Here is a 23,737-nt window from a genome sequence, read left to right as displayed (position 1 = left end):
GCTCCTCCGCCCCGCAGGGGTCCTCACAGGGATCCGGCGACGACCATGATCCCCCCGAACACGACACCGAGCACGACGAGCACGATGCTCGTGTACCCCATGACGTCGCGGATCCGCAGGCGCGCGATCGCGAGCATCGGCAGGGCCCAGAACGGTTGGATGAGGTTGGTCCACTGATCGCCGTAGGCGATGCCCATGACGACGATCGCCGGGTCGACGCCGAGCTGTGTGGCCGCCTCGAGGAAGACCGGCGCCTGGACCGCGAACTGCCCCCCGCCGCTCGGGACGAACATGTTGGTGATTCCACCGGCGAGGAAGGCGAACAGACCGAGGGTCTGCGGGGTCGAGATCGCGACGAACACGTCGCTGAAGATCTGGATGAGCCCGGTCGCCGTCATGATCCCGAGGATGCCCGCGTAGAACGGGAACTGCAGGAGGATGTCGCCGACGTTGCGGGCGGCGTCGGCGACGAGCTCACCAAGGCGCCGGGGCGAGTCGACGAGCAGCAGGATCAGGCACAGGAACGTCCAGTTGACGATGTCGAGGGTGAGCGCGAAACCCTCGGTGGCGAAGTACGCGACGAGGTAGGCGAGCAGCAGCACCCCCATGATCACCGTGACGACGCGGGAGTCGTCGATCCTGTCGGCCGGGGTGTAGGCCTCGCCGCCTTCGGTGAAGCCGTGTTCGCCGTGCACCTCCTCGTTCGCGAGTCTCGCGCCCTGCGGCAGCTCGACGACGCGGTCCTCCAGCCGCGGACGCAGCAGGACCACCGTCACGACGATGGCGGCGACCGCGACGAGGATGCCGATGAGGTTCCAGCTCGAGAAGATCGTGGCGGTGATCGGGATGATCGTGCCGGTCTGCTTCACCACGAACGAGCCGGGGGTGGCGGCGGCGAGGGGCCCCGAGCCGCTGTAGCCCATGTGCCAGACCGAGAACCCGCTGTAGCCGGCGGCCACGAGCAGCGGATAGTGCAGGCGGATGCCCCGGTCCCGTCCCTGACGGGCGACCTCGATCGAGAGGAGCGCCGCGACGACGAGGCCCAGCCCCCAGGTGATGAGGGCGCTCACGGCCGAGGCGAGGGCGACGAAGCCGTACGCCTGGGCCGGTGTCCTCGGGATCGCCGCGGCACGGTCCATGAGCCTGCGCACCGGACCGGTGTTCGCGAGGACGTACCCCAGCAGGAGGATGAGCGCCATCTGGGTCATGAAGGCCAGCAGGCCGGTGAGTCCGTCGCCCCAGGCCAGGACCACCTTCACCGGGCCCGCGTCGGTGAGGCCCAGTGCCAACGCCGCCACGACGAGGGTGAGCACGGTCGCGAACACCAGTGAGCCGGGCAACCAGCGCTCGACGACCTTGACCATCGGTTGGGACAGCACGCGCAGCACGGGGACTCCTGAGGCGTCGGGACGTGTCTTGGATCACACGGATGTCCGCGATCCTACGGGTCCGACGTGCGCCGGCGGCGGTCTTCGCCCCGCTCCTCCGACCGCGAGGGGCGGGTGTCGGTGTCGCCGACTACGGTAGGTGGCGGGCGCACTCCCGCACGGGTGTGGTGCCCGTCGAGACGATCCTTGAAGGAGACACGATGATCCGCCGACTCGCCCGCCCCATGCTCGCTGCCGTGTTCGTCACTGGAGGGATCGACGCTCTCCGCCACCCGGGCGGCCGCGTCGAGCTCGCCGCTCCGTTCACCAAGAAGGCCGCCGAGGTCGCCGGCACCCCCGACGACCCCGAGATGATGGTCCGCGCCAACGGCGCCCTCATGGCCCTCTCCGGCGCCATGCTCGCCACCGGTCGCATGCCGCGCCTCGCCAGCACGATGCTCGCCGCGTCCCTCGTGCCCACCACGGTCGTCGGCCACCAGTTCTGGAACGAGCGCGAGGCCACCGCCCGTCAGGCGCACAAGATCCAGTTCATGAAGAACCTTGGCCTGCTCGGCGGCGTCATGCTCGCCGCCGTCGACACCGCCGGCAAGCCCGGTCTCGCCTGGCGCGCCCAGAACGCCGCCAAGTCCGCCCGCCGCGAGGCCCGCCTCGCCAAGGCGCAGGCCAAGCTCGCCGTCTCCTGATCCGCGAGGTCCTTCCGCCGGTGTCATCGCCTCCTGATCCCTGGCCCGCACCGTCGCGCACGACCCCGGTCGACGCGACGGTGCGGCTGCCCGGAAGCAAGTCGCTCACCAACCGCTACCTCATCCTCGCAGCGCTGGCCGACGGCACCTCGCGCCTGCGGGCTCCGTTGCGGAGTCGTGACACCGAGCTGATGGCCGCGGCGATCCGCACCCTCGGCGCACGGGTCGTCGACGAACCCGACGGTGACTGGATCGTGGAGCCCGGGCCCGTCCGCGGCGGCGCCGACGTCGACTGCGGCCTGGCCGGCACGGTCATGCGCTTCGTCCCTCCGGTCGCCGCCCTCGCCGACGGACCCGTGCGGTTCGACGGTGATCCCGGCGCCCGGGTGCGGCCGGTGGGCACCGGCCTGTCGGCCCTGCGCGCCCTGGGTGTGGAGGTGAGCGACGACGCCGGTCGGATGCCGTTCACGGTCCACGGACGCGGACACGTCGACGGCGGACTCGTCGAGATGGACGCCTCCGCCAGTTCGCAGTTCGTCTCCGCGCTGCTGCTCGCCGCACCGCGCTTCGAGCACGGCGTCACCGTCGTGCACCGCGGTGGCCCCGTGCCGAGCGAACCCCACATCGCGATGACCGTCGAGGTCCTGCGCGACGCCGGGGTCATGGTGGACGACGCCGAACCGGACCGGTGGATCGTCGAGCCCGGCCCCATCCTCCCGCTCGACGTCGTCGTCGAGCCGGACCTCTCGAACGCGGCGGCCTTCCTCGCCGCGGCGATGGTCACCGGTGGACGGGTCCGGGTGCCCGACTGGCCGCATCACACCACCCAGGCGGGCGACCACATCCGCGACGTGTTCGACGCGATGGGCGGCGACGTCGCCCTCGACCGCGACGGGCTCACCGTCGTCGGTCCCGACCGTCCGAGTGGGCTCGACGTCGATCTGCACGACGCCGGCGAGCTCACCCCCGTCGTCGCGGCCGTCGCCGCGCTCGCGGACTCCCCGAGCTGGCTGCGGGGCATCGCCCACCTGCGCGGCCACGAGACCGACCGCCTCACCGCCCTCGCTCGGGAGATCGCGAAGGTCGGGGGCCGCGTCGAGGCCACCGCGGACGCGCTCCACATCGTCCCGGGCGCGACGCGCGCCGCGACGATCCACACCTACGCCGACCACCGCATGGCGATGGCGGCGGCCGTCCTCGGCCTCGCGATCCCCGGCGTTCTCGTCGAGGACGTCGCGACGACCGGCAAGACGCTGCCCGGCTTCCCCGGTATGTGGGAGGCCATGGTCGACGGGGTCCACGCGCCGTGAGCGGGAGGTGTGCGCGATGAGCGCCGGTGTGTCGCGTGCTCAGGACGACCTGGTGACCGGGTGAGTCGGCTCGCCGACCGCTACGACGAGCGCGACGTGCGGGTACGTCCGGGGCGTCGCGGCTCCCGGCCTCGCACGAAGGAGCGCCCCCGCCACGAGGACGCAGTCATCGGCACGGTCATCACGGTCGACCGCGGCCGCTACACCGTGCGGGTCGAGGACCGCCTCGTCATCGCGATGCGCGCCCGCGAGCTGGGACGCAAGGCCGCCGTCGTCGGCGACGACGTCGCTCTGGTCGGGGACGTGCGCGGTGGCCCCGACCGCCTGGCGCGCATCGTCCGCATCGAGCCCCGCCGCTCGGTGTTGCGGCGCACCGCCGACGACACCGATCCCGTCGAACGCGTCATCGTCGCCAACGCCGACCAGCTCGTCGTCGTCACGGCCCTCGCCGACCCCGAACCGCGACCGCGCATGATCGACCGGTGCCTCGTCGCCGCCTACGACGCCGGCCTGGAGCCGCTGCTCGTCCTCACCAAGGCCGACCGCATGGACGCCGACGACCCGCCCGACGTCCTCGAGATGTACCGCCCCCTCGATGTGCCCGTCGTCGTCACCTCGTTCGCCGACGACGACAGCGGCGACGGCGACGGCGGCGAGACGAGGAGCGAGACCGGGACGTTCGGTCCCCATCGCATCGTCGGGGTCGAGGAGGTACGGGCGTTGCTCACCGGCCGCGTGAGCGTGCTCGTCGGGCACTCCGGGGTGGGCAAGTCGACACTCGTCAACGCCCTGGTGCCGGACGCCGACCGGGCGACCGGCCACGTCAACGACGTGACCGGGCGCGGCCGGCACACCTCCACCTCGGCGATCGCGCTCGAGCTGCCGCCGGATCCGGGCGGCGGGCGGGGCTGGATCGTCGACACCCCCGGTGTCCGGTCGTTCGGGCTCGCCCACATCGACCCCGACCGCATCGTCACGCACTTCCCCGAACTCGCCGGCGGGCTCGAGGACTGCCCACGCGGGTGCTCCCACGACGAGGAGGAGTGCGGGCTCGACGCATGGGTGGACTCCGGCCGGGCCGGGCCGTCGGGTGCCGCACGCCTGGACTCCCTGCGACGGCTGCTCCGCGCCCGCACCGAGACCCCCCGCGACCACGACCCCCGCCCCGGCGCGGGTGCGTGACGGACGAAACGCCGCAGGCCCGGGCAGAGGTGAGTCGGGGGTGTCATCATCGGACGATGGGGTCCAAGAAGAAGATGAAGAAGTCCGTCTACGAGGCCGAACTGCTCCGTCTGCAGCAGGAGCTCGTCGACATGCAGCAGTGGATCAAGGAGACCGGGCAGCGACTCGTCGTCGTCTTCGAGGGCCGGGACGCGGCCGGCAAGGGTGGCGCGATCAAGCGTGTCAGCGAGTACCTCAACCCGCGCACCGCCCAGATCGTCGCCCTGCCCGCGCCCACCGAGCGGCAGCGCACCCAGTGGTACTTCCAGCGCTACGTGGAGCACCTTCCGGCGGCCGGTGAGATCCGGCTGTTCGATCGGTCCTGGTACAACCGGGCCGGCGTCGAGCGGGTCATGGGGTACTGCTCCTCGGCGGAGTACCGGCGGTTCCTGCGCCAGTGCCCGATCTACGAGCGCATGCTCATCGAGGACGGCATCATGCTGCGCAAGTACTGGTTCTCGGTGAGCGACCACGAGCAGGTCAAGCGGTTCGAGTCCCGCCTCACCGACCCGATGCGGCGTTGGAAGCTCTCCCCCACCGACCTCGAGTCCCTCACGCGGTGGGAGGAGTACAGCCGCGCCAAGGACGACATGTTCGTCCACACCGACATCCCCGAGGCCCGGTGGAACGTCGTCGAGAGCGACGACAAGCGCGCGGCGCGCATCAACATGATCGCCCACCTGCTGCACTCCGTGCCCTATGAGCACATCGAGCAGCCCCAGCTCACGCTGCCCGAACGCCCCGACTCGACGGGCTACAAGCGCACCGACCGGGCCCTGCAACTCGAGGTCCCCGACCACGCCTCGACGGTCGGCGAGGAGTGCCACAGCCCGTACGAGGACCCCGAAGACTGACACCACCGGCGAGGTGAAGCGAATCCTGCACGCCACGGGGCGTGTTGGGCGATAGCGTGTCGTCCGTGCCCGAGTACACCGACGACCTCCGTCTCGCCCATGTCCTCGCCGATTCCGTCGAACGCGTCACGATGGGTCGCTACCAGGCCGAGGACCTGGTCGTCGAGACCAAGCCCGACCTCACCCCGGTGAGCGACGCCGACAAGGACGCCGAGGATCTCATCCGCTCCTACCTCAAGCGTGCCCGCTCGCGCGACGCGGTGCAGGGCGAGGAGGGTGGCACAACGGGTCACGGCAACCGCAAGTGGATCATCGACCCGATCGACGGCACGAAGAACTACGTGCGCGGGGTCCCCGTGTGGGCGACCCTCATGGCGCTCGTCGAGGACGACGAGGTCGTCGTGGGGCTCGTGAGCGCTCCGGCCCTCAACCGTCGCTGGTGGGCGGCCAAGGGCACCGGGGCCTGGACCGGGCGCTCGCTCGCGGGCGCGCGTCGGATGCGCGTGTCGTCCGTCGCCGCGGTCGAGGACGCCTCGCTGTCGCACTCGGAGATCTCCGAATGGACCGAGGCCGGGCTGCGCGACCGGTTCCTCGACCTCAGCGAGGAGGTCTGGCGCACCCGGGCCTACGGTGACTTCTGGTCGTACATGCTCGTCGCCGAGGGTGCCGTCGACATCGCCGCCGAGCCACAGCTCGAGGTGTACGACATGGCCGCGCTCGTCCCGATCGTCACCGAGGCGGGCGGGCGCTTCACCTCGCTCGAGGGCGCGGACGGTCCCTGGGGTGGCGGTGCCGTCGCGACCAACGGTCTGCTCCACGACGAGGTCCTCCGTCGCCTGCGTCCCGACGGCGCCTGACGACGGCCCCCACCCGGGCGCACACCGACGCGCTCAGCCCACGGCCTCGCTCAGCCCACGACCTCCACGGGCAGATCGGTGGTGAGCGTGGGCACGAGTGCGTCGGCGTCCCCGACGACGACGACGGTCCACTGCCGGTCGACGTGCGCGCGGTAGGCCTCGGTGAGGCGTTCGGGCGTGAGCGTGAGGGTGTCGGCGAGGACCTCGGAGGTGTGCGCCGTGCCCAGTCCGTCGAGTGCGCGGGCCGCGGCCTCGGCGGCGACGACGTCGGCCGTCGCGAACCGACCGGGAGCCGTGAGCGACAGGTAGTCGACGCCCGCGGTCGTCTCCGCCGCGGTGAACCCCTCGGTCGCCGGGGCGTCGAGGATCGACAGCGTGAGATCGAGGGCCTCGGCCGTCACCTCCGTGCGCACCGAGCCGGTCGTCATGAACAGCCCGTTCCCCGAGCGTGGGCGGGCGTTCGACCGCATCCCGTAGGTGAACCCCTTCTCCTCCCGCAGGACCGCGTCGAGGCGCGCGTGCGGGGAGCCCCCGAGCAGGTAGGCGATGACGGGGAAGGGTGCCCAGCCACCCTCGACCCGCCGGTCCGGCCCCGTGCACCCGAGGTGGAGCTCGCTCTGCACGCTGCCGGGACGGTCCACGACGACGAGGCGTCGCGCGTCCTGCGCCCGCACCAGCGGTGCGGGGGTCGACGCGGCCGGTCCACCCGTCCATCCCGCGAAGGCCTCGTCGACGAGGGCGCGCACGTCGAGACCGCGGAGGTCACCGGCGACGACGATGCTCGACCCCACCGGCCGCACCTGCGCGTGCCGGGCGCGCACGACGTCGGCGGTGATCGCCGACACCGTCTGCGGCGACCCGGCCGTCGGGCGGGACGCGCGGGTGCCGGGTGCGTAGTAGGTGCGCGCGAACTCGCGTGCGGCGCGCATGCCGGGGTGGGCCTCCTCCTGGTCGATCTCGGCGAGGCGGGTGCGCACCTGGCGGGCGACCTCGTCCTCCCCGAGGGTCGGCGTCGTCAGGACGTCGACGAGGAGCGACAACGCCTCGGGCAGGCGGCGGCCCGACACGTCCATGTCGACGACGAGGCCCCGCTCCCCCACGCCCGCATGCAACGAGACTCCGGTGCGTTCGAGGAGTTCCACCATCTCCTCGGGGCCACGGCCCGCCGCGCCCTCGTCGAGCGTCCGGGCCATGATCGCCCCCACGCCTTCGTAGGCCTCGGGTTCGGTGTCCAGCGGCAACGGGCAGGTCACCTGCACCGAGACGACGTGCTGACCCGGCAGGTCGAAGGCGAGCAGGTCCGCCCCACATCTCGTCTCGTACCGGTCCGGTTGCGGGAACGCCCACGGCCCGGGGCGCGTGATCGTCGGACGAGTGCTCATCACAGGTCTCCTTCGTCCGTGACGGGCCGCCCGGCATGGGGCTGCCCGGCGTCGGGCTGTCGGGTGCGGGGGTGCCCCACGTCGCCGGGATAGGCGATGACCGCGCGGTGGTCGGGGCGCAGCCACGCGGAGGCGGCGCGGCCGACGTCCTCCGCCGTGACGGCGTCGAGGCGGTCGAGCTGGGTGTTGATCCCCTCGGGGTCGCCGTACAGCGTGGTGAGCCGCCCGATCTCGTCGGCCCGTTCCTCCACCGAGGCGAGGGTGGAGAGCCACTCGCGCTCGTTCTGCGCCGCGGCGGCCTCCATCTCGACCTCCGTGGGTCCGTTCTCGGCGAGCGCGCTCAACTCGGCGAGGATCGCCTCCTCGAGCCGGGCGAGCGAGGTGCCGTCGGCGGGCTGGGCGGCGAGGAACCCCAGGGAGGTGCCGTCGGCGAGCCCGAGCGCCGCACTCGAGGCGAACGTCGCGATCTCGGTTCCGCGGACGAGGTTCTTCTCCAGCCGCGAGACCGCGGTGCCGCCGAGGACCTCCAACGCGCAGGACGCCGCGTCGAACTCCGCCGTGTGGTCGGCAGGGAGCCGGAACCCGAGGTAGAGCCGAGGTGCGGGCGCGGCCTGGTCGACCTCCACCCGGGTCGGGGCCTCCAGTGGCGGCAGCGACGGCGTGCTCGCGGGCGGGGCGTCCTCGCCCCGGGTGAGCGCACCGAAGTAGCGGTCGGCGGCGGCGAACCCGGCCTCCGGGCTCACGTCGCCGCAGAGGGTGAGGACCGTGTTGCCGGGGTGGTACCAGCGACGGAAGAAGGCGTGCACGTCCTGCAGGGTCGCGGCGTCGAGATCCTCCATCGAGCCGATCGTCGGGTGGTGGTAGGGATGGCGCTCCGGGAAGACGCTCGCGTACAGGTGGTGCAGCGCCTCGCCGTAGGGCTGGTTGTCGTAGCGCTGCCGCTTCTCCTCCTTGACGACGTCGCGCTGGTTGTCGAGGTTGTCCTGCGTGAGCGCGTCGAGGAGGTGGCCGTGCCGGTCGGCCTCCATCCACAGGGCCAGGTCGAGGGCGCCTGTGGGGAGGGTCTCGAAGTAGTTCGTGCGGTCGAACCACGTCGTCGCGTTGAGCCGGGCCCCCGCGCCCATGAGCGCCGAGAAGTGTTCCCCGCTCGCGACGTTGCGCGACCCCTGGAACATGAGGTGCTCGAAGAGGTGGGCGAACCCGGTGCGCCCCGCCTGTTCGTGACGGGACCCGACGCCCACCCACAGGTTGACGGCGACGACGGGCGAGGCGTGGTCCTCGCTGACCACGACACGCAGGCCGTTGCTCAGTGTCGTGGTCTCGACGGGGTAATCCAGAGGCATCGGCCCAGCCTACGGGGGCGGGGTCGCCACCCGTGCACGGTGGGGCACGCCACGGGGCCGGCGCCGCACCCGAAGTGCGGGGCCGACCCCGGGGTCGTGCGGGACGTCGCCTCAGCCGTCGTGCTCGTCGATCCAGCGCTGACGGTGTGGTGCCTCCGCGCCGATCGTCGTGGAGTCGCCGTGCCCGGTGAGGACGAGGGTCTCCCCCGGCAGCGTGAGCAGGCGGTCCGAGATCGAGGTGAGGATCGTGTCGAAGTCGCTGAACGAGCGACCGGTCGCGCCCGGTCCGCCGGCGAACAGGGTGTCGCCGCTGAAGAGCACCGCGAGCTCCGCACTGTGCAGGCACACCCCACCCGGGGAGTGCCCGGGCGTGTGGATCACCGTGAGAGGAAGCCCCGCGACCTCGACGATCTGCCCGTCGGTGAGTTCACCGTCGGGAGCCACGTCACCGAACTCGGCGTCCCAGAGCATGCGGTCGCCGGCGTTGATCCACCGCGGCGCCCCCGTCGCGGCGGCGACCTCGGCGCTTGCGTTGATGTGATCGTTGTGGCCGTGTGTGAGGACGATGGCCGTGACCTTTCGCCCGTTCAGCGCCTCGAGGATCGGTCCGGCCTCGTGCGCGGCGTCGATGACGACGACCTCGGAGTCGTCACCGACGATCCAGATGTTGTTGTCGACCTCCCATTCGCCGCCGTCGAGGGCGAACACGCCGCGGGTGATGACGCGTTCGACACGGACGCCCTCACGGGCACCGGGGGTCGTGACGATCTCCGAGGCGCTCACAGCTCCACCACCGATCGCAGCACGCTGCCCTCGTGCATCTTGGCGAAGGCCTCCTCGACCCCGTCGAGCGCGATGCGCTCGGTGACGAACCTGTCGAGGTCGAACCGGCCCTGTTCGTACAGCGAGACGAGCATCGGGAAGTCCCTGGTGGGGAGGCAGTCCCCGTACCAGCTGCTCTTGAGCGCACCGCCGCGGCCGAAGATCTCGATGAGCGGCAGCGTCACCTCGAGGTCGGGCGTGGGCACGCCGACGAGGACGACACGTCCGGCGAGGTCGCGGGCGTAGAAGGCCTGCTCGTAGGTCTCGGGGCGACCCACGGCCTCGACGACGAGGTCGGCGCCGAACCCACCGGTGAGCTCGCGGATGCGCTCCACGGGGTCTTCGGTGGAGGCGTCGATCACGTGCGTCGCCCCGAACTCGCGGGCCCACTCGAGCTTTCGAGGGTCGACGTCGACCGCGATGATCGTCGTCGCGCCGGCCAGCGCCGCACCCGCGATCGCCGCGTCACCGACGCCGCCGCAGCCGAACACGGCGACGGACTCGCCACGCTGCACGGCTCCGGTGTTGACGGCCGCGCCGAAGCCGGCCATGACGCCGCACCCGAGCAGGCCCACCGCGGCCGCGTCGGTCTCGTCGACCTTGGTGCACTGACCGGCCGCGACGAGCGTCTTCTCGGCGAACGCGCCGATACCGAGGGCGGGAGTGAGCTCGGTGCCGTCGGTGAGCGTCATCGCCTGCGTCGCATTGTGCGTGGCGAAGCAGTACCAGGGCTGACCCTTGCGGCAGGCGCGGCACTCCCCGCAGACGGCACGCCAGTTGAGGACGACGAAATCGCCGGGCGCGACCTCGGTCACGCCCTCGCCCACGGCCTCGACGACGCCCGCGGCCTCGTGGCCGAGGAGGAAGGGGAACTCGTCGTTGATGCCACCCTCGCGGTAGTGCAGATCGGTGTGGCACACGCCGCAGGCCTGGACCGTGACGACCGCCTCTCCCGGACCCGGGTCGGGCACGACGATGTCGACGAGCTCGACCGGGGCCCCCTTGGCACGCGCGATGACTCCCTTGACTGTGCTCGGCATTGCCGCACTCTCCTCGTTGGTCGGGGACTGGCAGGCTCATTCAACCAGTCGGCCGTCTGCCGCGACCGGGGAGGGGAGACCCTCTCGACCGGGTCGGGGACGCCCCTTCGCGCGAGCGCGTCGGCCCGCAGCGAGCTGGGGGAACACGAAAGCCGCGGTCCGTGTGGACCGCGGCTTTCGATCTGGTAGCGGGGGCAGGATTTGAACCTGCGACCTCCGGGTTATGAGCCCGGCGAGCTACCGAACTGCTCCACCCCGCGTCGGTGAACACCACTTTACGCCTCGGTGCTCGGTCGTCCAAATCGGCCCCGGCGGGACTGCGGCGGTGGGGGGTGGCCCCCGACCGCCGCAGCCGTGCGTCCGCCGTCGGGATCAGCCCGCCGGGGTCGTGGTGGGCGAGGCGCTCGGGACGGTCATCGAGCCGCCCTCGGGCTGGGCTGCGATGGCCCGCTTGAGGGCCTCGTCGAGCTTCTTCTGCGCCTCGCCGTAGGCGGCCCAGTCGCCCTTGCGCATCGCCTCCTTGCCCGCGTCGTACTGCTTCTGGGCCTCGGCGAGCGCGGCTGTGAGCTCCTTCGGTGCGGGGGTGGCCCCCGGCGAGGGTGTCGCCCCCGGACTGGGGCTGGGCGCGGGGGACGGGGTCGCCCCGGGAGTCTTCGGCGACGGCGCCACCCCGGTGTCACCCGCGGTCGCACCCGAGTCGCCCTTGAAGAGCTGGTCGAGGGCCTTGTCGAGGGTGGCTGCCCAGGCGATGTCGTTGCCGAAGGACACGACCACCGCCTGGAGGCGGGGATAGGTCGAGCCGGCGACACCACTGGCGTACTCCGGCTGCACGTAGAGCAGCCCGCCACCGACGGGGAGGGTGAGCAGGTTGCCCTTCTGCACCCGCGACCCGCCCTGGCCGGCGACGTTGAGGAACTGGCTGAGGGTCAGACCGAAGTCGTCGGAGTTCTCGTTGGAGGAGTCGATACGGTTCTGCACCTGGGTGGGGCCGGGCACGTTCGTCGAGTTCGGCAGATCGAGCAGACGCATCGTGCCGTACGACGGAGACCGTTTGCCCGTGTCCGACCCCGCGTCCGAGTCGACCGCGAGGAACCCTGTGAGGTAGGGGCGGTCGGCACCGACGGGCGAGAACGACGTCGTCAGCGAGAACGACGGGCTCTCCTGCCCCGGCATCGCGATGGAGAGGTAGTACGGCGGCTGATCGGGCAGCCCGGCCTGGCGGGGGTCGCCCGCGGTCGGGTCCTCCGGGACCTTCCAGTACTCGCCACCGGTGTAGAAGCCGATCGGGTCGGTGATGTGGTAGCGCGTGATGATGTCGCGCTGGACCTTGAAGAGGTCTTCGGGGTAGCGCACGTGCGACATCAACGCACCGCTCATGTCGCTCATCGGCAGCACGGTGTTCGAGAACGCCGCGCTCCAGGCCTTGAGCATCGGGTCCTGGTCGTCCCACGCGTAGAGCCGGATCTGACCGGAGTAGGCGTCGACCGTGGCCTTGACCGAGTTGCGGATGTAGTTGACGTCGCCGGAACTCACGGCCGACACACTCTGCGCGCGGGTCGTGACGGCGTCGGTGGTGGCCGACTCCAGCGGGATGAGCCTGCTGTAGGGGTAGTCCGCCGACGTCGTGTAGCCGTCGAGGATCCACTGCACGCGACCGTCGACGACGGCGGGGTAGGCGTTCCCGTCGACGGTGAGCCACGGGGCGGCGCGCTCGACGCGCTCCCGCGGAGTGCGGTGGTCGAGCATCGTCGAGTAGTCCCCGACCTGATCCGACAGCATGATGCGGTACTCGCGGTACTTGATCGCATAGGCGATGCGCTTGAACAGGTTGTCCATGCGGACGCCACCGTTGCCGGTGTAGGTGTTCTTCTTCTCGCCCTCGGCCGACTGGTAGTCGAGCTCGCGGTCGGGCTCGGTGTCGCTGCGACCGACGATGGAGTACGTCTGCGAGCGCTCACCGAAGTAGATGCGCGGCTCGAAGTCGCCCAGCTCCCCACGGGGCGGGATGTCGCGGACGTAGTACTGGGGCTCGCCGTCGCTCGTCTGCTTGTTGCCGTAGGCGGCGACGATGCCGTAGCCGTGCGTGTAGACGGTGTGGTCGTTGACCCAGTTGCGCTGAGGCACGCCGTTGAGGTCGAGTTCCCGGGCGGCGATGACGGTGTCGCGGGACTCCCCGTCGATCGTGTACCTGTCGACGTCGAGCACGTCGGGGAACCCGTAGTACCGGCGCAGACCCTGGGTCTGGGTGAACGTGCGCGCGACGATCGTGGGGTCGAGCAGGCGGATGCCCGGAACGGTCTCGGCGTCCTGGCGCAGCTGGCCCGGGGAGGCCTGGGTCTGCGCCTGGTACTCCTGCTTCTCGATCCCCTCGATGCCGTACGCGGCCCTCGTGGACTCGATGTGCTTGGCGATGAACTCCGACTCGAGGCTCTGCTCGGAGGGGACGACCTTGAGGCTCTGCACCGCGAGCGGGTACAGCGTGCCGACGACGAGCGAGGTGACGAGCAGCATCGCGATCGAGATCATCGGCAACCGCCACGAGCGGCTCCAGATCGTCGCGATGAACAGACCCGCGCAGATGAACGCGGCGATCGCGAGGACGGCCTTGGTGGGCAGCACGGCGTACTGGTCGGTGTACTGCAGACCCGTGACCCACTTGCCCTTCTTGGTGGTGAGCGAGTACCGCTCCAGCCAGTAGGACACCGCCCGCAGCAGCACGAGCACGGCCGCGAGGAGCGAGAGGTGCACCCGCGCGGCCTGGGTCGTGCGCGGGCCGGCGCCGCCGATCTGCAGACCGCCGTAGATGTAATGCGTGACCGTGGCCGTGACCAGGGCCAGCACGAGGGCCATCGTGAGGAACGAGACGACGAACCGCAGCAGCGGCAGCGTGAACACGAACCAGCCGATGTCCATGCCGAACGTCGGGTCCTCGCGGCCGAACGGCTGCGCGTTGAGCCAGAGGAGGATCTTCTGCCACTGGCTCGCGGCGGCGAGTCCCGCGAACGACCCGAAGATGAGGGGGCCGACGATCATCCCCCCACGACGCAGGGGTTCGAGAACCTCGCGGTACCGATCCATCGCCTCCTGTTGCGGCGTGGTGGGTGCGTAGATCGGGCGGGTGCGGTAAGCGATCGCGAGCGACGCCGCCACGAGACCGCCGACGATGAGCGCGGCGATGACGAACGCGCCGAGCTGCGTCCACAGGCGCGTCCAGAACACGCCCGAGTAGCCGGTCGAGTCGTACCAGAGGATGTCGGTCCAGAAGCTCGCGAGAGCCCCGAGGCTGCCGAGCAGCACGAGCACGATCGCGACCGTGAGCCCGAACCGATTGGTGCGGCGCGGTTCGCCGGCCGGGCGCGCGCCGCCCGGTCCGCGGCGGCCGGGGCCTCCCGGCTCGTCGGGACCATCGGGGCCACCCGACCCCGGGCCACCGGGCCCCCCGAATCCACGGGGTCCGCGGCCGGAGCCGCCACCCGAGCCGCGTCCGCCGAATCCGCCGAGGCCACCGAGCCCTCCGAAGCCACGCCCGGCGCCCTCGCCTCCCGGGTCGTCGCCGCGCGGCCCGTCTGGGGTCTGCTCGCTCACGCCGTTCTCACCTGTCCTGCTCGCTCGACTGTCGGCCTCGTGTCCACTGTCCGCCTCGTGCCCGTTGTGGGCCTGTGTCCACCATGACGACGACCTCGGCGTCGCCGTGTGCCCCCCACCGTACCGAGGGGATCCGACAACCCTCGCACCGAACGGCGCGCGGCGCTCACCGCACCGGCGGTGCCGTCGTGGGCGAGGCCGCCGTCGGGTGCGCCGATCGACGAGCCACGCCGCGGGCACGTCGTCGGGGCGCCGTCGGTGCCCTGCACCGCCCGCGGGTTTGGCACGATGGCGCCGTGACCGAGATCTTCCACGTCCTCCCGCCCCTGCTCGAGTGCGCCGTCGAGGCGGAGAAGTACGTCGCCGCCGCGGGGTGGGACCAACCGGTCCGCCTCTTCGCGCTCGTCGACGCCGCCCGCTTCGCCCAGGCCGAGCCCGGCCTCGCGGACACGCTCCACGAGGCCCGCGACGACGGCGGCGAGGTCGAGCCGGGGGCGGCGTTCGTCACCATCGAGCAGGAGGACCTGCCCCCGCACGAGGACGTCGAGGAACTCCTCGCCCAGCTCGCGTGGCCCGCCGAGGTCGACGGCGTCGCGATCTCGCTCGAGCGCATCGTCCTGCCGCCCGAGGCCGAGGCCGACCTTCCGGAGGACCCGGCGGAGGCCGCACGCGCCTCCCTCGATCACCCCGAGCGCGCCGACATCCGCCTCCTCGCGGCCGTCTCCCGCGACGGGGAGCGGGTCTGCGTCGTGCGGCAGCGCGCCCACGACAGCGACGACGAGGTCGCCGCCGGCTCCGAGATCGCTCCCGGCCTGCTCGACGCCCTCGCCGCGACCCTGGAGGACTGAGCGTCTCCCTGGAGGACCGGGCGTCTCCGAGCCCGACGGCGGCCGGTCGCTCAGCCGACCGGGCAGGCCGGGAGCGTGCTCGCCCTGCCGGCGGCGATGCTCTCGACCGCGCCGAGCGCCTGGTCGAAGCTGTCGACCGGTGTGACGACGAGACCGTTCGGGACGTGGCCGACGACCTCGCCGCAGTTCTCCTTCGGGGCGAGGAAGTACCCGGCCCCGGAGTCCTTGGCGCCCTGCATCTTCTGCGCGATGCCGCCGATCGGCCCGACATCGCCCTCCGAATCGAGCGTCCCCGTGCCGGCGATCCGCTGCCCGCCGGTGAGCGCCCCGGGGGTGAGGGTGTCGTACACCCCGAGGCCGAACATCATGCCGGCCGAGGGCCCGCCGACGTCGCCCGCGTGGATCGCCACGTCGACGCCGAAGGAGAACGTCGGCTGGATGAGGATCCCGACCAGGCGCCGGCCGTCCCGCGCCACCGGGTCGAGGACGACCTCGCGGTCCGATCCCCCGCGGGTCACCGAGAGGGTGACCTCGCCGGTCGTCTTCTGGATGAGCTGGGTGATCTCGGGGGCGTGGGTGATCTTCGTGCCGTCGACGGCGGTGACGACGTCGCCCTTCTCCATGCGCCCGGTCGCCGGGCTGTCGGGCAGCACCTGCGCGACGACGGCCTTCTCCGACACGGGGCGCCCCAGCGCGCGCAGGGCCACCGCGACGGCCTCCTGCTGGGAATCGGTCATCGCCGCAGTGCTCTCGTCGCGCACCTGCTGTTCCGAGACCTGCGGCGGGTAGACGACGGATTCGCGCACGAGCTCCGCGTGCGGGTCCATCATCGCGAGACCCACGTCCCAGGCACTCGGACGACGTCCCGGACCGCCGTACTGCGCGACCGTCGTGAAATACAGGGACCCGGTCGTCGGGTACGTCTTCGAGCCCTCGACGGTGACGACGGGCGCCCCGTCCTCCGGCTTGCCGATGATGTCGACGGCCGGGCCGGGTCGCAGGATGACGAACGGCAGCGTGACGAACTGCGCGACGAGGGCGAGCACCACGAGGAACAGCAGCAAGGCCGACAGCGAGCGCCCGAACACCGGGCGTCGCCGCACGGTCCTCGGACCGCCCACCGAGGAGCCGGGCGTGAGGTCCACGGGCACGCCCGCGCGCGGATCGCTGCGCCGCCGACCCCACCTCACGGGGTGCCCACCCATTCGTCGCTGCCGTCGTCGAAGCGTTGGTGTTTCCAGATCGGGACCTGGGCCTTGAGATCGTCGATGAGCGCACGGCACGCCTCGAACGCCTCACCGCGGTGCTCCGCGCCGACGGCGAGGACGACCGCGCGGTCCCCGACCTCGAGGTGCCCGGTGCGGTGCAGCGCCGCCGCGGTGACGACGCCCTCCCGCGCGAGGGTGGCCTCGACGAGGGTCTCGAGCTGCGCGACCGCACTCGGGTGCGCCGAGTAGTCGAGGCCGTCGACGCCCTTCCCCCCGTCGTGGTCGCGCACGACTCCGATGAAGGTGACGACGCCACCGACCCGCGGATGGGCGACCGCGGCGAGGACCTCGTCGACCGAGAGGGGGGTGTCCCGCACGTCGACGAGCGCGCCGCCGCGGCGGGCCGGCGGGGCGGGGGCGCGGGAGGTCGACGCCGAGGACACCGCCGCCGAGGGGGTCGACGTGTCGCCGGGGTCGGTGCTCGGTTCGGCCATGACGCTCCCTGTGTCTCTCCGATGTCCCACGCCGTCGGGCCGTCCCGTCCGGCGCACTCGTGCCGTCGCGGCGGGGCCGGCCCACCGCCGGCCCACCATTGTGCGCCGTCGGGGCCCCTCACGTGCGCCGACACCGGGCTGGTCGAGGCCGGACCCGAGCGCCGAGAGGGACCGCCGGCCTCGGGCGCCGCCGGTCCGCGGGAACCTCCTGGCCCCGCCCGTGGTTGAGTGGTGGAGAACAGTGTCTCAGGCGACAAGGAGTCCTGATGTCGAACCCGTCCCAGCCCAACGAGCCCGAGCAGCCCGACTTCGCCAAGCTGTTCGAGCAACTCCTCGGTGGCGGGGACCCGGCGATGGCCGATGCGCTGAAGTCCATGGGCCTCGACCGCGTCGACCCCTCGATGATGGCGATGCTCGCCGGCCAGCTCCAGGCGATGTTCTCCGCGCCCGCCGACGGTGGTGTCGACCTCGCCCTGTGCGCCGACCTCGCCCGCAAGACCGTCGCGGCCGAGGGCGGCGATGCCGTGATCTCCGAGCCGCAGCGCCGCGCCGCGCAGGAGACCGGCCACGTCGCGCAGCTGTGGCTCGACGAGGTCACGTCCTTCACCGCGCCCGGTGGCGCCGTCAAGGCGTGGAGCCGCGCCGAGTGGGTCGCCGAGACGATGCCGATGTGGGGACGACTCGTCTCCCCCGTCGCCGAGGGCGTCACCTCCGCGATGACTTCCGCGCTCAAGGGCCAGCTCGACCAGTTGAGCGAGGGTGGGCTGCCCGAGGGCATGGCGCTGCCCGGGATGCCGCCGGGCGCAGGCCTGCCCCCCGGACTCGACCTCGGCTCGATGCTCGGTCAGATGGAACCGATGCTCTCCCGCATGAGCAGCTCGATGTTCGGCGCCCAGATCGGCCGTGCGGTGGGCCTGCTCGCCGGCGAGGTCCTCACCGGCACCGAGGTCGGACTCCCCCTCGTCGAGGACGGCGTCGTCGTCCTCCCGACGAACGTCGCCTCGTTCGCCGAAGGCCTCGAGGTCGACGAGCCCCAGGTGCAGCTCTACATGGCCGTGCGGGAGGCGGCCCGCATGCGGTTGTTCCACGGCGCCCCCTGGCTCGGCCCGCAGCTCGTCACCGCGGTCCAGCAGTACGCCCGCGACATCCGCATCGACACCGAGGGGATCGAGTCCAAGATCTCCTCGATCGACCCGACCGACCCCGCCGCGATGCAGGCCGCACTCGGGGACTCGTTGTTCGCCTCCGAGCCGAGCCCCGCGCAGAAGGCCGCGCTCACCCGCCTCGAGACCCTCCTCGCGCTCGTCGAGGGCTGGGTCGACGTCGTCACCGAGAAGGCGACGGCCACCCACCTGCCGCAGTCCGCCGCCCTCGGTGAGGCGGTGCGTCGTCGCCGCGCCTCCGGCGGCCCCTCGGAGCAGATCTTCGGCCAGCTCGTCGGCCTCGAGCTGCGCCCGCGCCGCCTGCGTGACGCGGCCAACCTGTGGGCCGCGCTCGAGAGCGCCTCCGACGCCGCCGGCCGCGACGCCGCGTGGGCCCACCCCGACGTCGCCCCGGGCGCCGAGGACCTCGACGACCCGATCGGATACGTCCAGCGCACCGTCGGTCCCGAGCGCACGGAGCTCTCCGACGACCTCGACGCCGCTCTGGAGGCGATCCTCTCCGGTGAGGACTCCCGCCGCCGGGCCGAGGACGCCGCCGCCGAAGGCCCCGCCGACGCCGGCCCGTGGCCGCAGGACGCCGGGGCCCCGGGCGAGGGCGAGACGCCTGGCGACGACGGCGAGAGCGCGACCCGCGAGGACGGCGACCCCGACTCGCGCGCCTGAGGCACGACGTGGCCGACACGACCGACGCCCCCCGCCCCGGCCTCCACGCCGACCGGCCGACCGCCCGCTCCCCCCGGCGCACGGGAAGACGGGCGTCGAGCCGTGCGGCGTGGGTCCCCAAGCAGCACGGCGCGTGGGCGATGCTCGCGGTGCCGTTCCTCGTCGGCGTGGCGCGCGGTGGACCGGACTGGCCCCAGCTCCCGCTCGGGGTGGCCTGGCTCGTCGGATACCTGGGGTTCGCCGCGGCCGGGTTGTGGCTGCGCTCCCGGCGCCGGCAGGCGTATCTCACGCCGGTGCTCGTCTACGGCGCGGTGAGCCTCGCAGCCGGGTTGCTCGCGCTGGCCCTGCGGCCGGGTCTGCTGTGGTGGGCACCGGTGTACGCGCCGTTCGCCGCCGTGAGCCTGTGGTTCTCGGCCCGGCGGGCCGATCGCGCCCTCGCCAACGACGTCGTGACGATCGTCGCCGCGAGCCTCATGACCCTCGTCGCCGCGAGCGCGGGACGACTGGGGACGGTGGGCGCGGCGCTCACCGACGTCCCGCTCGTCGGCACCACGGTCGCGCTCGCGGTCTACTTCGTCGGGACGAGCCTCTACGTCAAGACCCTCATCCGCGAACGCACCTCGCAGGGCTATCGGATCGCCTCGATCGCCTATCACGCCGCTGCGACGGTGCTCGCCGGTGCGCTCCCCCTGCTCCTCCCACTCGGCGATCGCCCGCCGGTGGGCACCCACGTCGGGCTCGTCGTGTTCTTCGCGGTGGCGACGGCGCGGGCGGCGGTGCTCGCCGGCCGGCGGATCCGGCCCATGAAGGTCGGCCTCGGCGAGATCGCGATGTCGACCGTGCTCGCGATCCTCGTGCTCACGTGGTGAGGGCGCGCTCCTGCGCGTGCGCGACGCCGTCGAGGAACCCCCGCGCCCGCTCCAGCGGCGGATAGACCGCCAACTCGGCCCAGAACTCCGGGCCGTGGCCGGGGACGAGCAGGTGGACGAGCTCGTGGAGCAGGACGTAGTCGAGCACGTCGCCGGGCAGGTGGCGCGCCGCCTCGGAGATGCGGATCTCCCCCGTGGACGGCGTGCAGGACCCCCAGCGCCGCTGCTGGCGGCTGCTCCAGCGCACGGAGGTCGGGTGGGCCCGCCCGTCGAGGTAGTTGTCGGCGAGGGCCCGCGCACGCGCCTCGAGCTCGGCGTCCCCGGTCGGACCGCGCCGGTCGCGGCTGCGGATGCGGCGGGTCAGCTGCTCGACGAGGCGACGCTCCTCGGCTCCGCTGAGGGAATCCGGCACCATGACGACCACCCGTCCGGCCTCGAGCCGGCCGCTCACGGTGCGGCGTCGGCGGGGGCTGCGCCGGATCGTCACCGACTCCCCGTCGACGACATGGGTGTCCGGGCGAGAGGCCCTCGAGGGAGGCGCGGCGGGTCGCGGCGGACGGGACGACGTGAGGGACATGCCCGAACGGTATCGTCCGCGCCGCCTCCTCGCGCAGCCCGATCCTCCGGGCTGGGGACGAGTGGCCACCGGTGGCGCACCCGCACCTCGGCTCGTGCACCCGTACCCCGCCACCGCCACCACCAGCGACGACGGCACGCCGACGCCCCTCGATACGGCGACGACAGCGGTGCTGCTCTAGGGTGGGCTACTGGTTTGGGCTGCAGAGGCAGCCCGCAGGACAAGGAGAACCACTGAGATGACCGACACCGGCGAGACCTACAAGGGCGAGTTCTACTGCGTCAAGTGCAAGGAGAAGCGCGAGGCGGAGGGCAACGTCGTCGAGTCCAACGGTCGCCGTATGGCCAAGGGCACGTGCCCGGAGTGCAACACCAAGCTCAACCGGATCCTCGGCAAGGCCTGAGGCCGGTACCACGGATCCGGGCCGGAGTCGTCCGGCACCGGTGACGACACGGGGTGGGACGCGCGGGGGGCGCGACCACCCCGTCGTCGTGTCCGGGGCCGGGCCTGTGGACGGGGGGCCCCACGGGCGGGTCGGGCGCCGTGAGACTGGTGCACCCGTCCTCACCCGACCGATCCCGGTCGGCCCGCCCCCGAGGAGACCGGTGTTCCCCTCCCTGCGCACCGATGTCCCGCTCGTCCGTCGCGGCCCCACCGAGGTGCAACTCGGCCTCGACGCCGACGGTGTCGTCCTCACCGGGCTCTCCCCGGCCGAGGCGAGGACGCTCGCCGCGCTCGACGGCTCGACGCCTCTGGACCTCCTGCGACGCGACTCCTCCCGCCTGGCCGCGGCCCTCGACGAACTCACCGAGCGCGGGCTGATCGTCGACGCGCATCGATCCGCCCCCGCCGCGGGGCGCCGGGTCGCGATCGACGGACAGGGCGCGACGACCCGGCTGCTCGCCGACCTGCTCGCCGAGGCGGGGGTCCACGTCGTCCACGGCCCGCTCGTCCTCGACGAGATCGACCTCGCCGCCCGCAGCGGGCGCGAACCCCTCCTCGGCGAGCGCGTCGACGTCCTCGTGCGGGTCGGGGCGGGGGCGCTCTCCCCCGTCGGCACCGCTCGGGTGGGGACCGACTGTCTCCCCGTGCTGGTCCGGCACCGGTCGGTGACCGTCGGCCCGTTCCTGCTCTCGGACGGGCCGTGCGCGTGGTGCCTCGATCTCGCGAGGGCCGACGACGACCCCCTGTGGGGACAGGTCCTCGCCCAGGTGCACCGACTGCCCGAGCCGGTCGCGGGCTCCCCGGCCACGGCCCTCGCCGCCTCCCTCGCCTGCGCCCGGCTGGTCGACCACGTGGCGCCGCGCCCCTCGACGGTGCCGGCGTCGGAGTCCCTCGAGATGAGCCTGCCCGCAGGCCGCCTCACACGTCGACGATGGGAGCGCCACCCCGACTGTCCGCGACACGACGCGTCGGACCCCCTCTCGCGCCCGTCCGATGTCCGACAGGTGTCCTCGCCCAGGACGGATCCAGGCCGGCCCCCCACAATGACAACGTGAGCGAACCACCCCGTCGTGCCTTCACGCGCACCGCCCGACTGGCCGCGCTGCCCCTCGGCATCGCCGGGCGTGCCGCCGTGGGCGCCGGGCGTCGGCTCTCCGGCACTCCGGCCGAGGACGTCGCCCTCGCGCTGCAGAACCAGGCCGCCGAGCAGCTGTTCACCGTGCTCGGGGAGCTCAAGGGCGGGGCCATGAAGGTCGGGCAGGCCATGTCGATCTTCGAGGCCGCGATGCCCGAGGACCTCGCCGCGCCCTACCGGGCCGCCCTCACCCGGCTGCAGGACGCCGCGCCCCCGATGCCGGCCGAGACCGTCCACCGCGTCCTCGGTGAGAATCTCGGTCCGCGCTGGCGCACGAAGTTCCACGAGTTCGACGACACCCCGGTCGCGTCGGCGTCCATCGGCCAGGTCCACCGTGCCGTCTGGAAGGACGACCGCGTCGTCGCCGTCAAGGTGCAGTACCCCGGCGCCGGGCCGGCTCTCGTCGGCGACTTCCGCCGACTCGCGCGGGTGACTCGCCTGTCGGCCTCGTGGATCCCCGGCCCCGACCTCGGCCCGCTGTTGGACGAGCTCGTCTCCCGGGTCGAGGAGGAGCTCGACTACGAGCGCGAGGCCGCGAGCCAGAAGACCTTCGCGGAGGCGTTCTCCGGCGATCCCGACGTCGCGATTCCCGCCGTCGTGCACCATGGGCCCACGGTCCTCGTCACCGAGTGGCTCGACGGCGTACCGCTGTCGCGGATCATCACCGACGGCACCCCCGAACAGCGCGATCTCGCCGCGACGAGGTACCTCGAGTTCCACGTCGCGGGCCCGGCGCGCGCCCGACTCCTCCACGCCGACCCGCACCCCGGCAACTTCCGGCTCCTGCCCGACGGGCGGCTCGGGGTCATGGACTTCGGCGCCGTCGACCGGCTGCCCGACGGCCTTCCACGCGCCATCGGGCGGTTGCTCACGCGGGCGCTGCTCGACGACGCGCAGACGGTGCTCGACGGACTCCGCGAGGAGGGGTTCATCCGTCCCCACGTCGACGTCGACGCCGACGACCTGCTCGATCTCATCGACCCGTTCATCGACCCCCTGCGCGTGCCGGAGTACCGCTTCTCCCGCGACTGGTTGCGCACCCACGCCGAGCGGTACCGAGACCCGCGGTCGGTCGACTTCCGGACCGGGCTGAGGCTCAACCTGCCGCCGGAGTACATGATGATCCAACGCGTGTGGGCGGGCGGCATCGGTGTGTTGTGCCAGATCGACGGGGTCGTGCCGGCCCGGGCCGTGCTCGCCGAGGGACTCCCCGGTGCCGAGTTCGGCCCCCTGCCCTGACCGCTCCCCTCCTCCTCCCCGGCGGCTCGGTCCTCCTCCCGGCGGACCGGTTCGCAGACCCCGGACCGGGCATGGCGATGCCCCCGTCCCGGTGGGGACGGGGGCACGGCGGTCACGTCATCGGATCGCGTGGACGTGCGGTCCGAGGCCGTGTGGGCCGGGGCCCCACAGCGAGAGGAGCAGGGGATCCCGTTCGATCCGTGGACCCGGATGCACCGCGTGGGGCCGCGGACGGACGGAGTGCTTCAGCCACGACTGCATGACGTCACCTCCTTCGAGGGCTCGGTGGGGCGTGGGCACGGTCGGTGGGCGCGAGTCGAGTCGTCAGGCCGCGACGTCGGTCTTGCGTGGGCGACCACGAGGCCGTTTGCGGGCGACGATCTGGCCTGCGACGAGGAGTTGACCACCCCAGACGCCACACGGCTCCCCTCGGTCGAGGGCCGCCTTCAGGCAGTGCTCGACGAGTGGGCACGACAGGCACAGGGCCTTGGCGCGCTCGACGTCACCGGGGGTGTCGGCGAACCAGAGATCGGCGTCGTGGACACGACAGGGCAACGACGAGGGGGCGACACGGTGGACGCGATGGTGAAGCATCGGATGTGAACCTCGATG

The 23,737-nt window shown here is 72.4% G+C and carries 21 protein-coding genes and 1 tRNA gene; 11 read left to right on the top strand and 11 right to left on the bottom strand.

Annotated features, from left to right (window positions below):
• Positions 1 to 23 precede the first annotated feature (23 nt).
• A complete protein-coding gene (locus tag RT054_RS05890) occupies positions 24 to 1,388 on the bottom strand; it encodes a TIGR00366 family protein (protein WP_312719854.1) in 1,365 nt (454 codons plus the stop codon).
• 200 nt (positions 1,389 to 1,588) lie between these two features.
• Between RT054_RS05890 and RT054_RS05885 the strand changes: the two genes are divergently transcribed.
• From RT054_RS05885 to hisN, 5 genes are all read left to right on the top strand, one after another.
• Positions 1,589 to 2,071 carry a DoxX family protein gene (locus RT054_RS05885; RefSeq protein WP_312719853.1) on the top strand — a complete coding sequence of 161 codons (483 nt, stop codon included), beginning with the start codon at positions 1,589 to 1,591 and terminating at the stop codon, positions 2,069 to 2,071.
• Positions 2,071 to 3,381, top strand: a complete 1,311-nt coding sequence (gene aroA, locus RT054_RS05880; protein ID WP_396837222.1) for a 3-phosphoshikimate 1-carboxyvinyltransferase — start codon at positions 2,071 to 2,073, stop codon at positions 3,379 to 3,381. The genes RT054_RS05885 and aroA overlap by 1 nt, the downstream gene beginning before the upstream one ends.
• A gap of 60 nt (positions 3,382 to 3,441) precedes the next feature.
• Positions 3,442 to 4,563: a ribosome small subunit-dependent GTPase A gene (locus RT054_RS05875; RefSeq protein WP_312719849.1), complete on the top strand. Its 1,122-nt coding sequence runs from the start codon at positions 3,442 to 3,444 to the stop codon at positions 4,561 to 4,563.
• A gap of 56 nt (positions 4,564 to 4,619) precedes the next feature.
• The gene (gene ppk2 / locus RT054_RS05870; protein ID WP_312719848.1) at positions 4,620 to 5,456 is read left to right on the top strand and encodes a polyphosphate kinase 2; all 837 of its coding nucleotides are present in this window, start codon (positions 4,620 to 4,622) and stop codon (positions 5,454 to 5,456) included.
• A 65-nt stretch (positions 5,457 to 5,521) separates the two neighbouring features.
• Positions 5,522 to 6,313, top strand: coding sequence for a histidinol-phosphatase (gene hisN, locus RT054_RS05865; protein WP_313022563.1), 792 nt, complete (start codon positions 5,522 to 5,524; stop codon positions 6,311 to 6,313).
• Between the two features lie 50 nt (positions 6,314 to 6,363).
• On the opposite strand, the gene RT054_RS05860 is transcribed toward hisN, so the two are convergent.
• The 6 genes from RT054_RS05860 to RT054_RS05835 form a co-directional block, all read right to left on the bottom strand.
• Complete coding sequence (locus RT054_RS05860; protein WP_313022562.1) at positions 6,364 to 7,695, bottom strand: insulinase family protein; 1,332 nt, start codon at positions 7,693 to 7,695, stop codon at positions 6,364 to 6,366.
• Positions 7,695 to 9,038, bottom strand: a complete 1,344-nt coding sequence (locus RT054_RS05855; RefSeq protein ID WP_313022560.1) for a pitrilysin family protein — start codon at positions 9,036 to 9,038, stop codon at positions 7,695 to 7,697. The genes RT054_RS05860 and RT054_RS05855 overlap by 1 nt, the downstream gene beginning before the upstream one ends.
• A 111-nt stretch (positions 9,039 to 9,149) precedes the next feature.
• Positions 9,150 to 9,821: an MBL fold metallo-hydrolase gene (locus tag RT054_RS05850; protein WP_313022559.1), complete on the bottom strand. Its 672-nt coding sequence runs from the start codon at positions 9,819 to 9,821 to the stop codon at positions 9,150 to 9,152.
• A complete protein-coding gene (locus tag RT054_RS05845) occupies positions 9,818 to 10,900 on the bottom strand; it encodes an S-(hydroxymethyl)mycothiol dehydrogenase (protein ID WP_313022558.1) in 1,083 nt (360 codons plus the stop codon). The genes RT054_RS05850 and RT054_RS05845 overlap by 4 nt, the downstream gene beginning before the upstream one ends.
• 183 nt (positions 10,901 to 11,083) lie before the next feature.
• Positions 11,084 to 11,160, bottom strand: a tRNA-Met gene (locus RT054_RS05840).
• A gap of 112 nt (positions 11,161 to 11,272) precedes the next feature.
• The gene (locus RT054_RS05835; protein WP_313022557.1) at positions 11,273 to 14,485 is read right to left on the bottom strand and encodes a UPF0182 family protein; all 3,213 of its coding nucleotides are present in this window, start codon (positions 14,483 to 14,485) and stop codon (positions 11,273 to 11,275) included.
• 296 nt (positions 14,486 to 14,781) lie between these two features.
• On the opposite strand from RT054_RS05835, the gene RT054_RS05830 reads away from it, so the two are divergent.
• Positions 14,782 to 15,333 carry a PPA1309 family protein gene (locus RT054_RS05830; RefSeq protein WP_313022556.1) on the top strand — a complete coding sequence of 184 codons (552 nt, stop codon included), beginning with the start codon at positions 14,782 to 14,784 and terminating at the stop codon, positions 15,331 to 15,333.
• 50 nt (positions 15,334 to 15,383) lie between these two features.
• On the opposite strand, the gene RT054_RS05825 is transcribed toward RT054_RS05830, so the two are convergent.
• Positions 15,384 to 16,478, bottom strand: coding sequence for a PDZ domain-containing protein (locus RT054_RS05825; protein ID WP_312719836.1), 1,095 nt, complete (start codon positions 16,476 to 16,478; stop codon positions 15,384 to 15,386).
• Positions 16,479 to 16,519: 41 nt separating this feature from the next.
• Positions 16,520 to 17,035, bottom strand: coding sequence for a molybdenum cofactor biosynthesis protein MoaE (locus tag RT054_RS05820; protein WP_312719834.1), 516 nt, complete (start codon positions 17,033 to 17,035; stop codon positions 16,520 to 16,522).
• A 266-nt stretch (positions 17,036 to 17,301) separates the two neighbouring features.
• On the opposite strand from RT054_RS05820, the gene RT054_RS05815 reads away from it, so the two are divergent.
• Together RT054_RS05815 and RT054_RS05810 are read left to right on the top strand one after the other, a co-directional pair.
• Positions 17,302 to 18,861 carry a zinc-dependent metalloprotease gene (locus RT054_RS05815; RefSeq protein WP_312719833.1) on the top strand — a complete coding sequence of 520 codons (1,560 nt, stop codon included), beginning with the start codon at positions 17,302 to 17,304 and terminating at the stop codon, positions 18,859 to 18,861.
• Positions 18,862 to 18,869: 8 nt separating this feature from the next.
• Entirely contained in the window at positions 18,870 to 19,730 is an 861-nt protein-coding gene (locus RT054_RS05810; protein ID WP_312719832.1) for a YwiC-like family protein, read from the top strand.
• On the opposite strand, the gene RT054_RS05805 is transcribed toward RT054_RS05810, so the two are convergent.
• Positions 19,720 to 20,307: a SprT-like domain-containing protein gene (locus RT054_RS05805; RefSeq protein ID WP_312719829.1), complete on the bottom strand. Its 588-nt coding sequence runs from the start codon at positions 20,305 to 20,307 to the stop codon at positions 19,720 to 19,722. The two genes, RT054_RS05810 and RT054_RS05805, sit on opposite strands and share 11 nt — an antisense overlap.
• 238 nt (positions 20,308 to 20,545) lie before the next feature.
• Here RT054_RS05805 and RT054_RS05800 point away from each other — a divergent pair, with 238 nt between their 5' ends.
• The 3 genes from RT054_RS05800 to RT054_RS05790 all read left to right on the top strand — a co-directional run bounded on the left by RT054_RS05800 (position 20,546) and on the right by RT054_RS05790 (position 23,125).
• The gene (locus RT054_RS05800; RefSeq protein WP_312719827.1) at positions 20,546 to 20,710 is read left to right on the top strand and encodes a DUF5679 domain-containing protein; all 165 of its coding nucleotides are present in this window, start codon (positions 20,546 to 20,548) and stop codon (positions 20,708 to 20,710) included.
• 202 nt (positions 20,711 to 20,912) lie between these two features.
• Complete coding sequence (locus RT054_RS05795) at positions 20,913 to 21,806, top strand: hypothetical protein (RefSeq protein WP_313022554.1); 894 nt, start codon at positions 20,913 to 20,915, stop codon at positions 21,804 to 21,806.
• Positions 21,803 to 23,125 (top strand): AarF/ABC1/UbiB kinase family protein, encoded by a 1,323-nt coding sequence (locus RT054_RS05790; RefSeq protein ID WP_313022553.1) that lies wholly within the window; start codon positions 21,803 to 21,805, stop codon positions 23,123 to 23,125. The genes RT054_RS05795 and RT054_RS05790 overlap by 4 nt, the downstream gene beginning before the upstream one ends.
• A gap of 324 nt (positions 23,126 to 23,449) precedes the next feature.
• On the opposite strand, the gene RT054_RS05785 is transcribed toward RT054_RS05790, so the two are convergent.
• Positions 23,450 to 23,719, bottom strand: a complete 270-nt coding sequence (locus RT054_RS05785; RefSeq protein WP_312719823.1) for a WhiB family transcriptional regulator — start codon at positions 23,717 to 23,719, stop codon at positions 23,450 to 23,452.
• Positions 23,720 to 23,737 lie beyond the last annotated feature (18 nt).

The sequence above is a fragment of the Mobilicoccus sp. genome (assembly GCF_032060985.1).
In the GTDB taxonomy this organism is placed as follows: domain Bacteria; phylum Actinomycetota; class Actinomycetes; order Actinomycetales; family Dermatophilaceae; genus Mobilicoccus.
The sequence above is the reverse complement of the archived record's forward strand: the minus strand, read 5'-3'. Positions and strand labels throughout refer to the sequence as shown.

Excerpts from the sequence above, each read along its gene's own strand:
- RT054_RS05800 (WP_312719827.1), top strand. The coding sequence starts at position 20,546 with ATGACCGACACCGGCGAGACCTACAAGGGCGAGTTCTACTGCGTCAAG.
- RT054_RS05785 (WP_312719823.1), bottom strand. The coding sequence starts at position 23,719 with ATGCTTCACCATCGCGTCCACCGTGTCGCCCCCTCGTCGTTGCCCTGT.
- RT054_RS05885 (WP_312719853.1), top strand. The coding sequence starts at position 1,589 with ATGATCCGCCGACTCGCCCGCCCCATGCTCGCTGCCGTGTTCGTCACT.
- ppk2 (WP_312719848.1), top strand. The coding sequence starts at position 4,620 with ATGGGGTCCAAGAAGAAGATGAAGAAGTCCGTCTACGAGGCCGAACTG.
- RT054_RS05855 (WP_313022560.1), bottom strand. The coding sequence starts at position 9,038 with ATGCCTCTGGATTACCCCGTCGAGACCACGACACTGAGCAACGGCCTG.
- RT054_RS05805 (WP_312719829.1), bottom strand. The coding sequence starts at position 20,307 with ATGTCCCTCACGTCGTCCCGTCCGCCGCGACCCGCCGCGCCTCCCTCG.
- RT054_RS05860 (WP_313022562.1), bottom strand. The coding sequence starts at position 7,695 with ATGAGCACTCGTCCGACGATCACGCGCCCCGGGCCGTGGGCGTTCCCG.
- RT054_RS05820 (WP_312719834.1), bottom strand. The coding sequence starts at position 17,035 with ATGGCCGAACCGAGCACCGACCCCGGCGACACGTCGACCCCCTCGGCG.
- RT054_RS05845 (WP_313022558.1), bottom strand. The coding sequence starts at position 10,900 with ATGCCGAGCACAGTCAAGGGAGTCATCGCGCGTGCCAAGGGGGCCCCG.
- RT054_RS05815 (WP_312719833.1), top strand. The coding sequence starts at position 17,302 with ATGTCGAACCCGTCCCAGCCCAACGAGCCCGAGCAGCCCGACTTCGCC.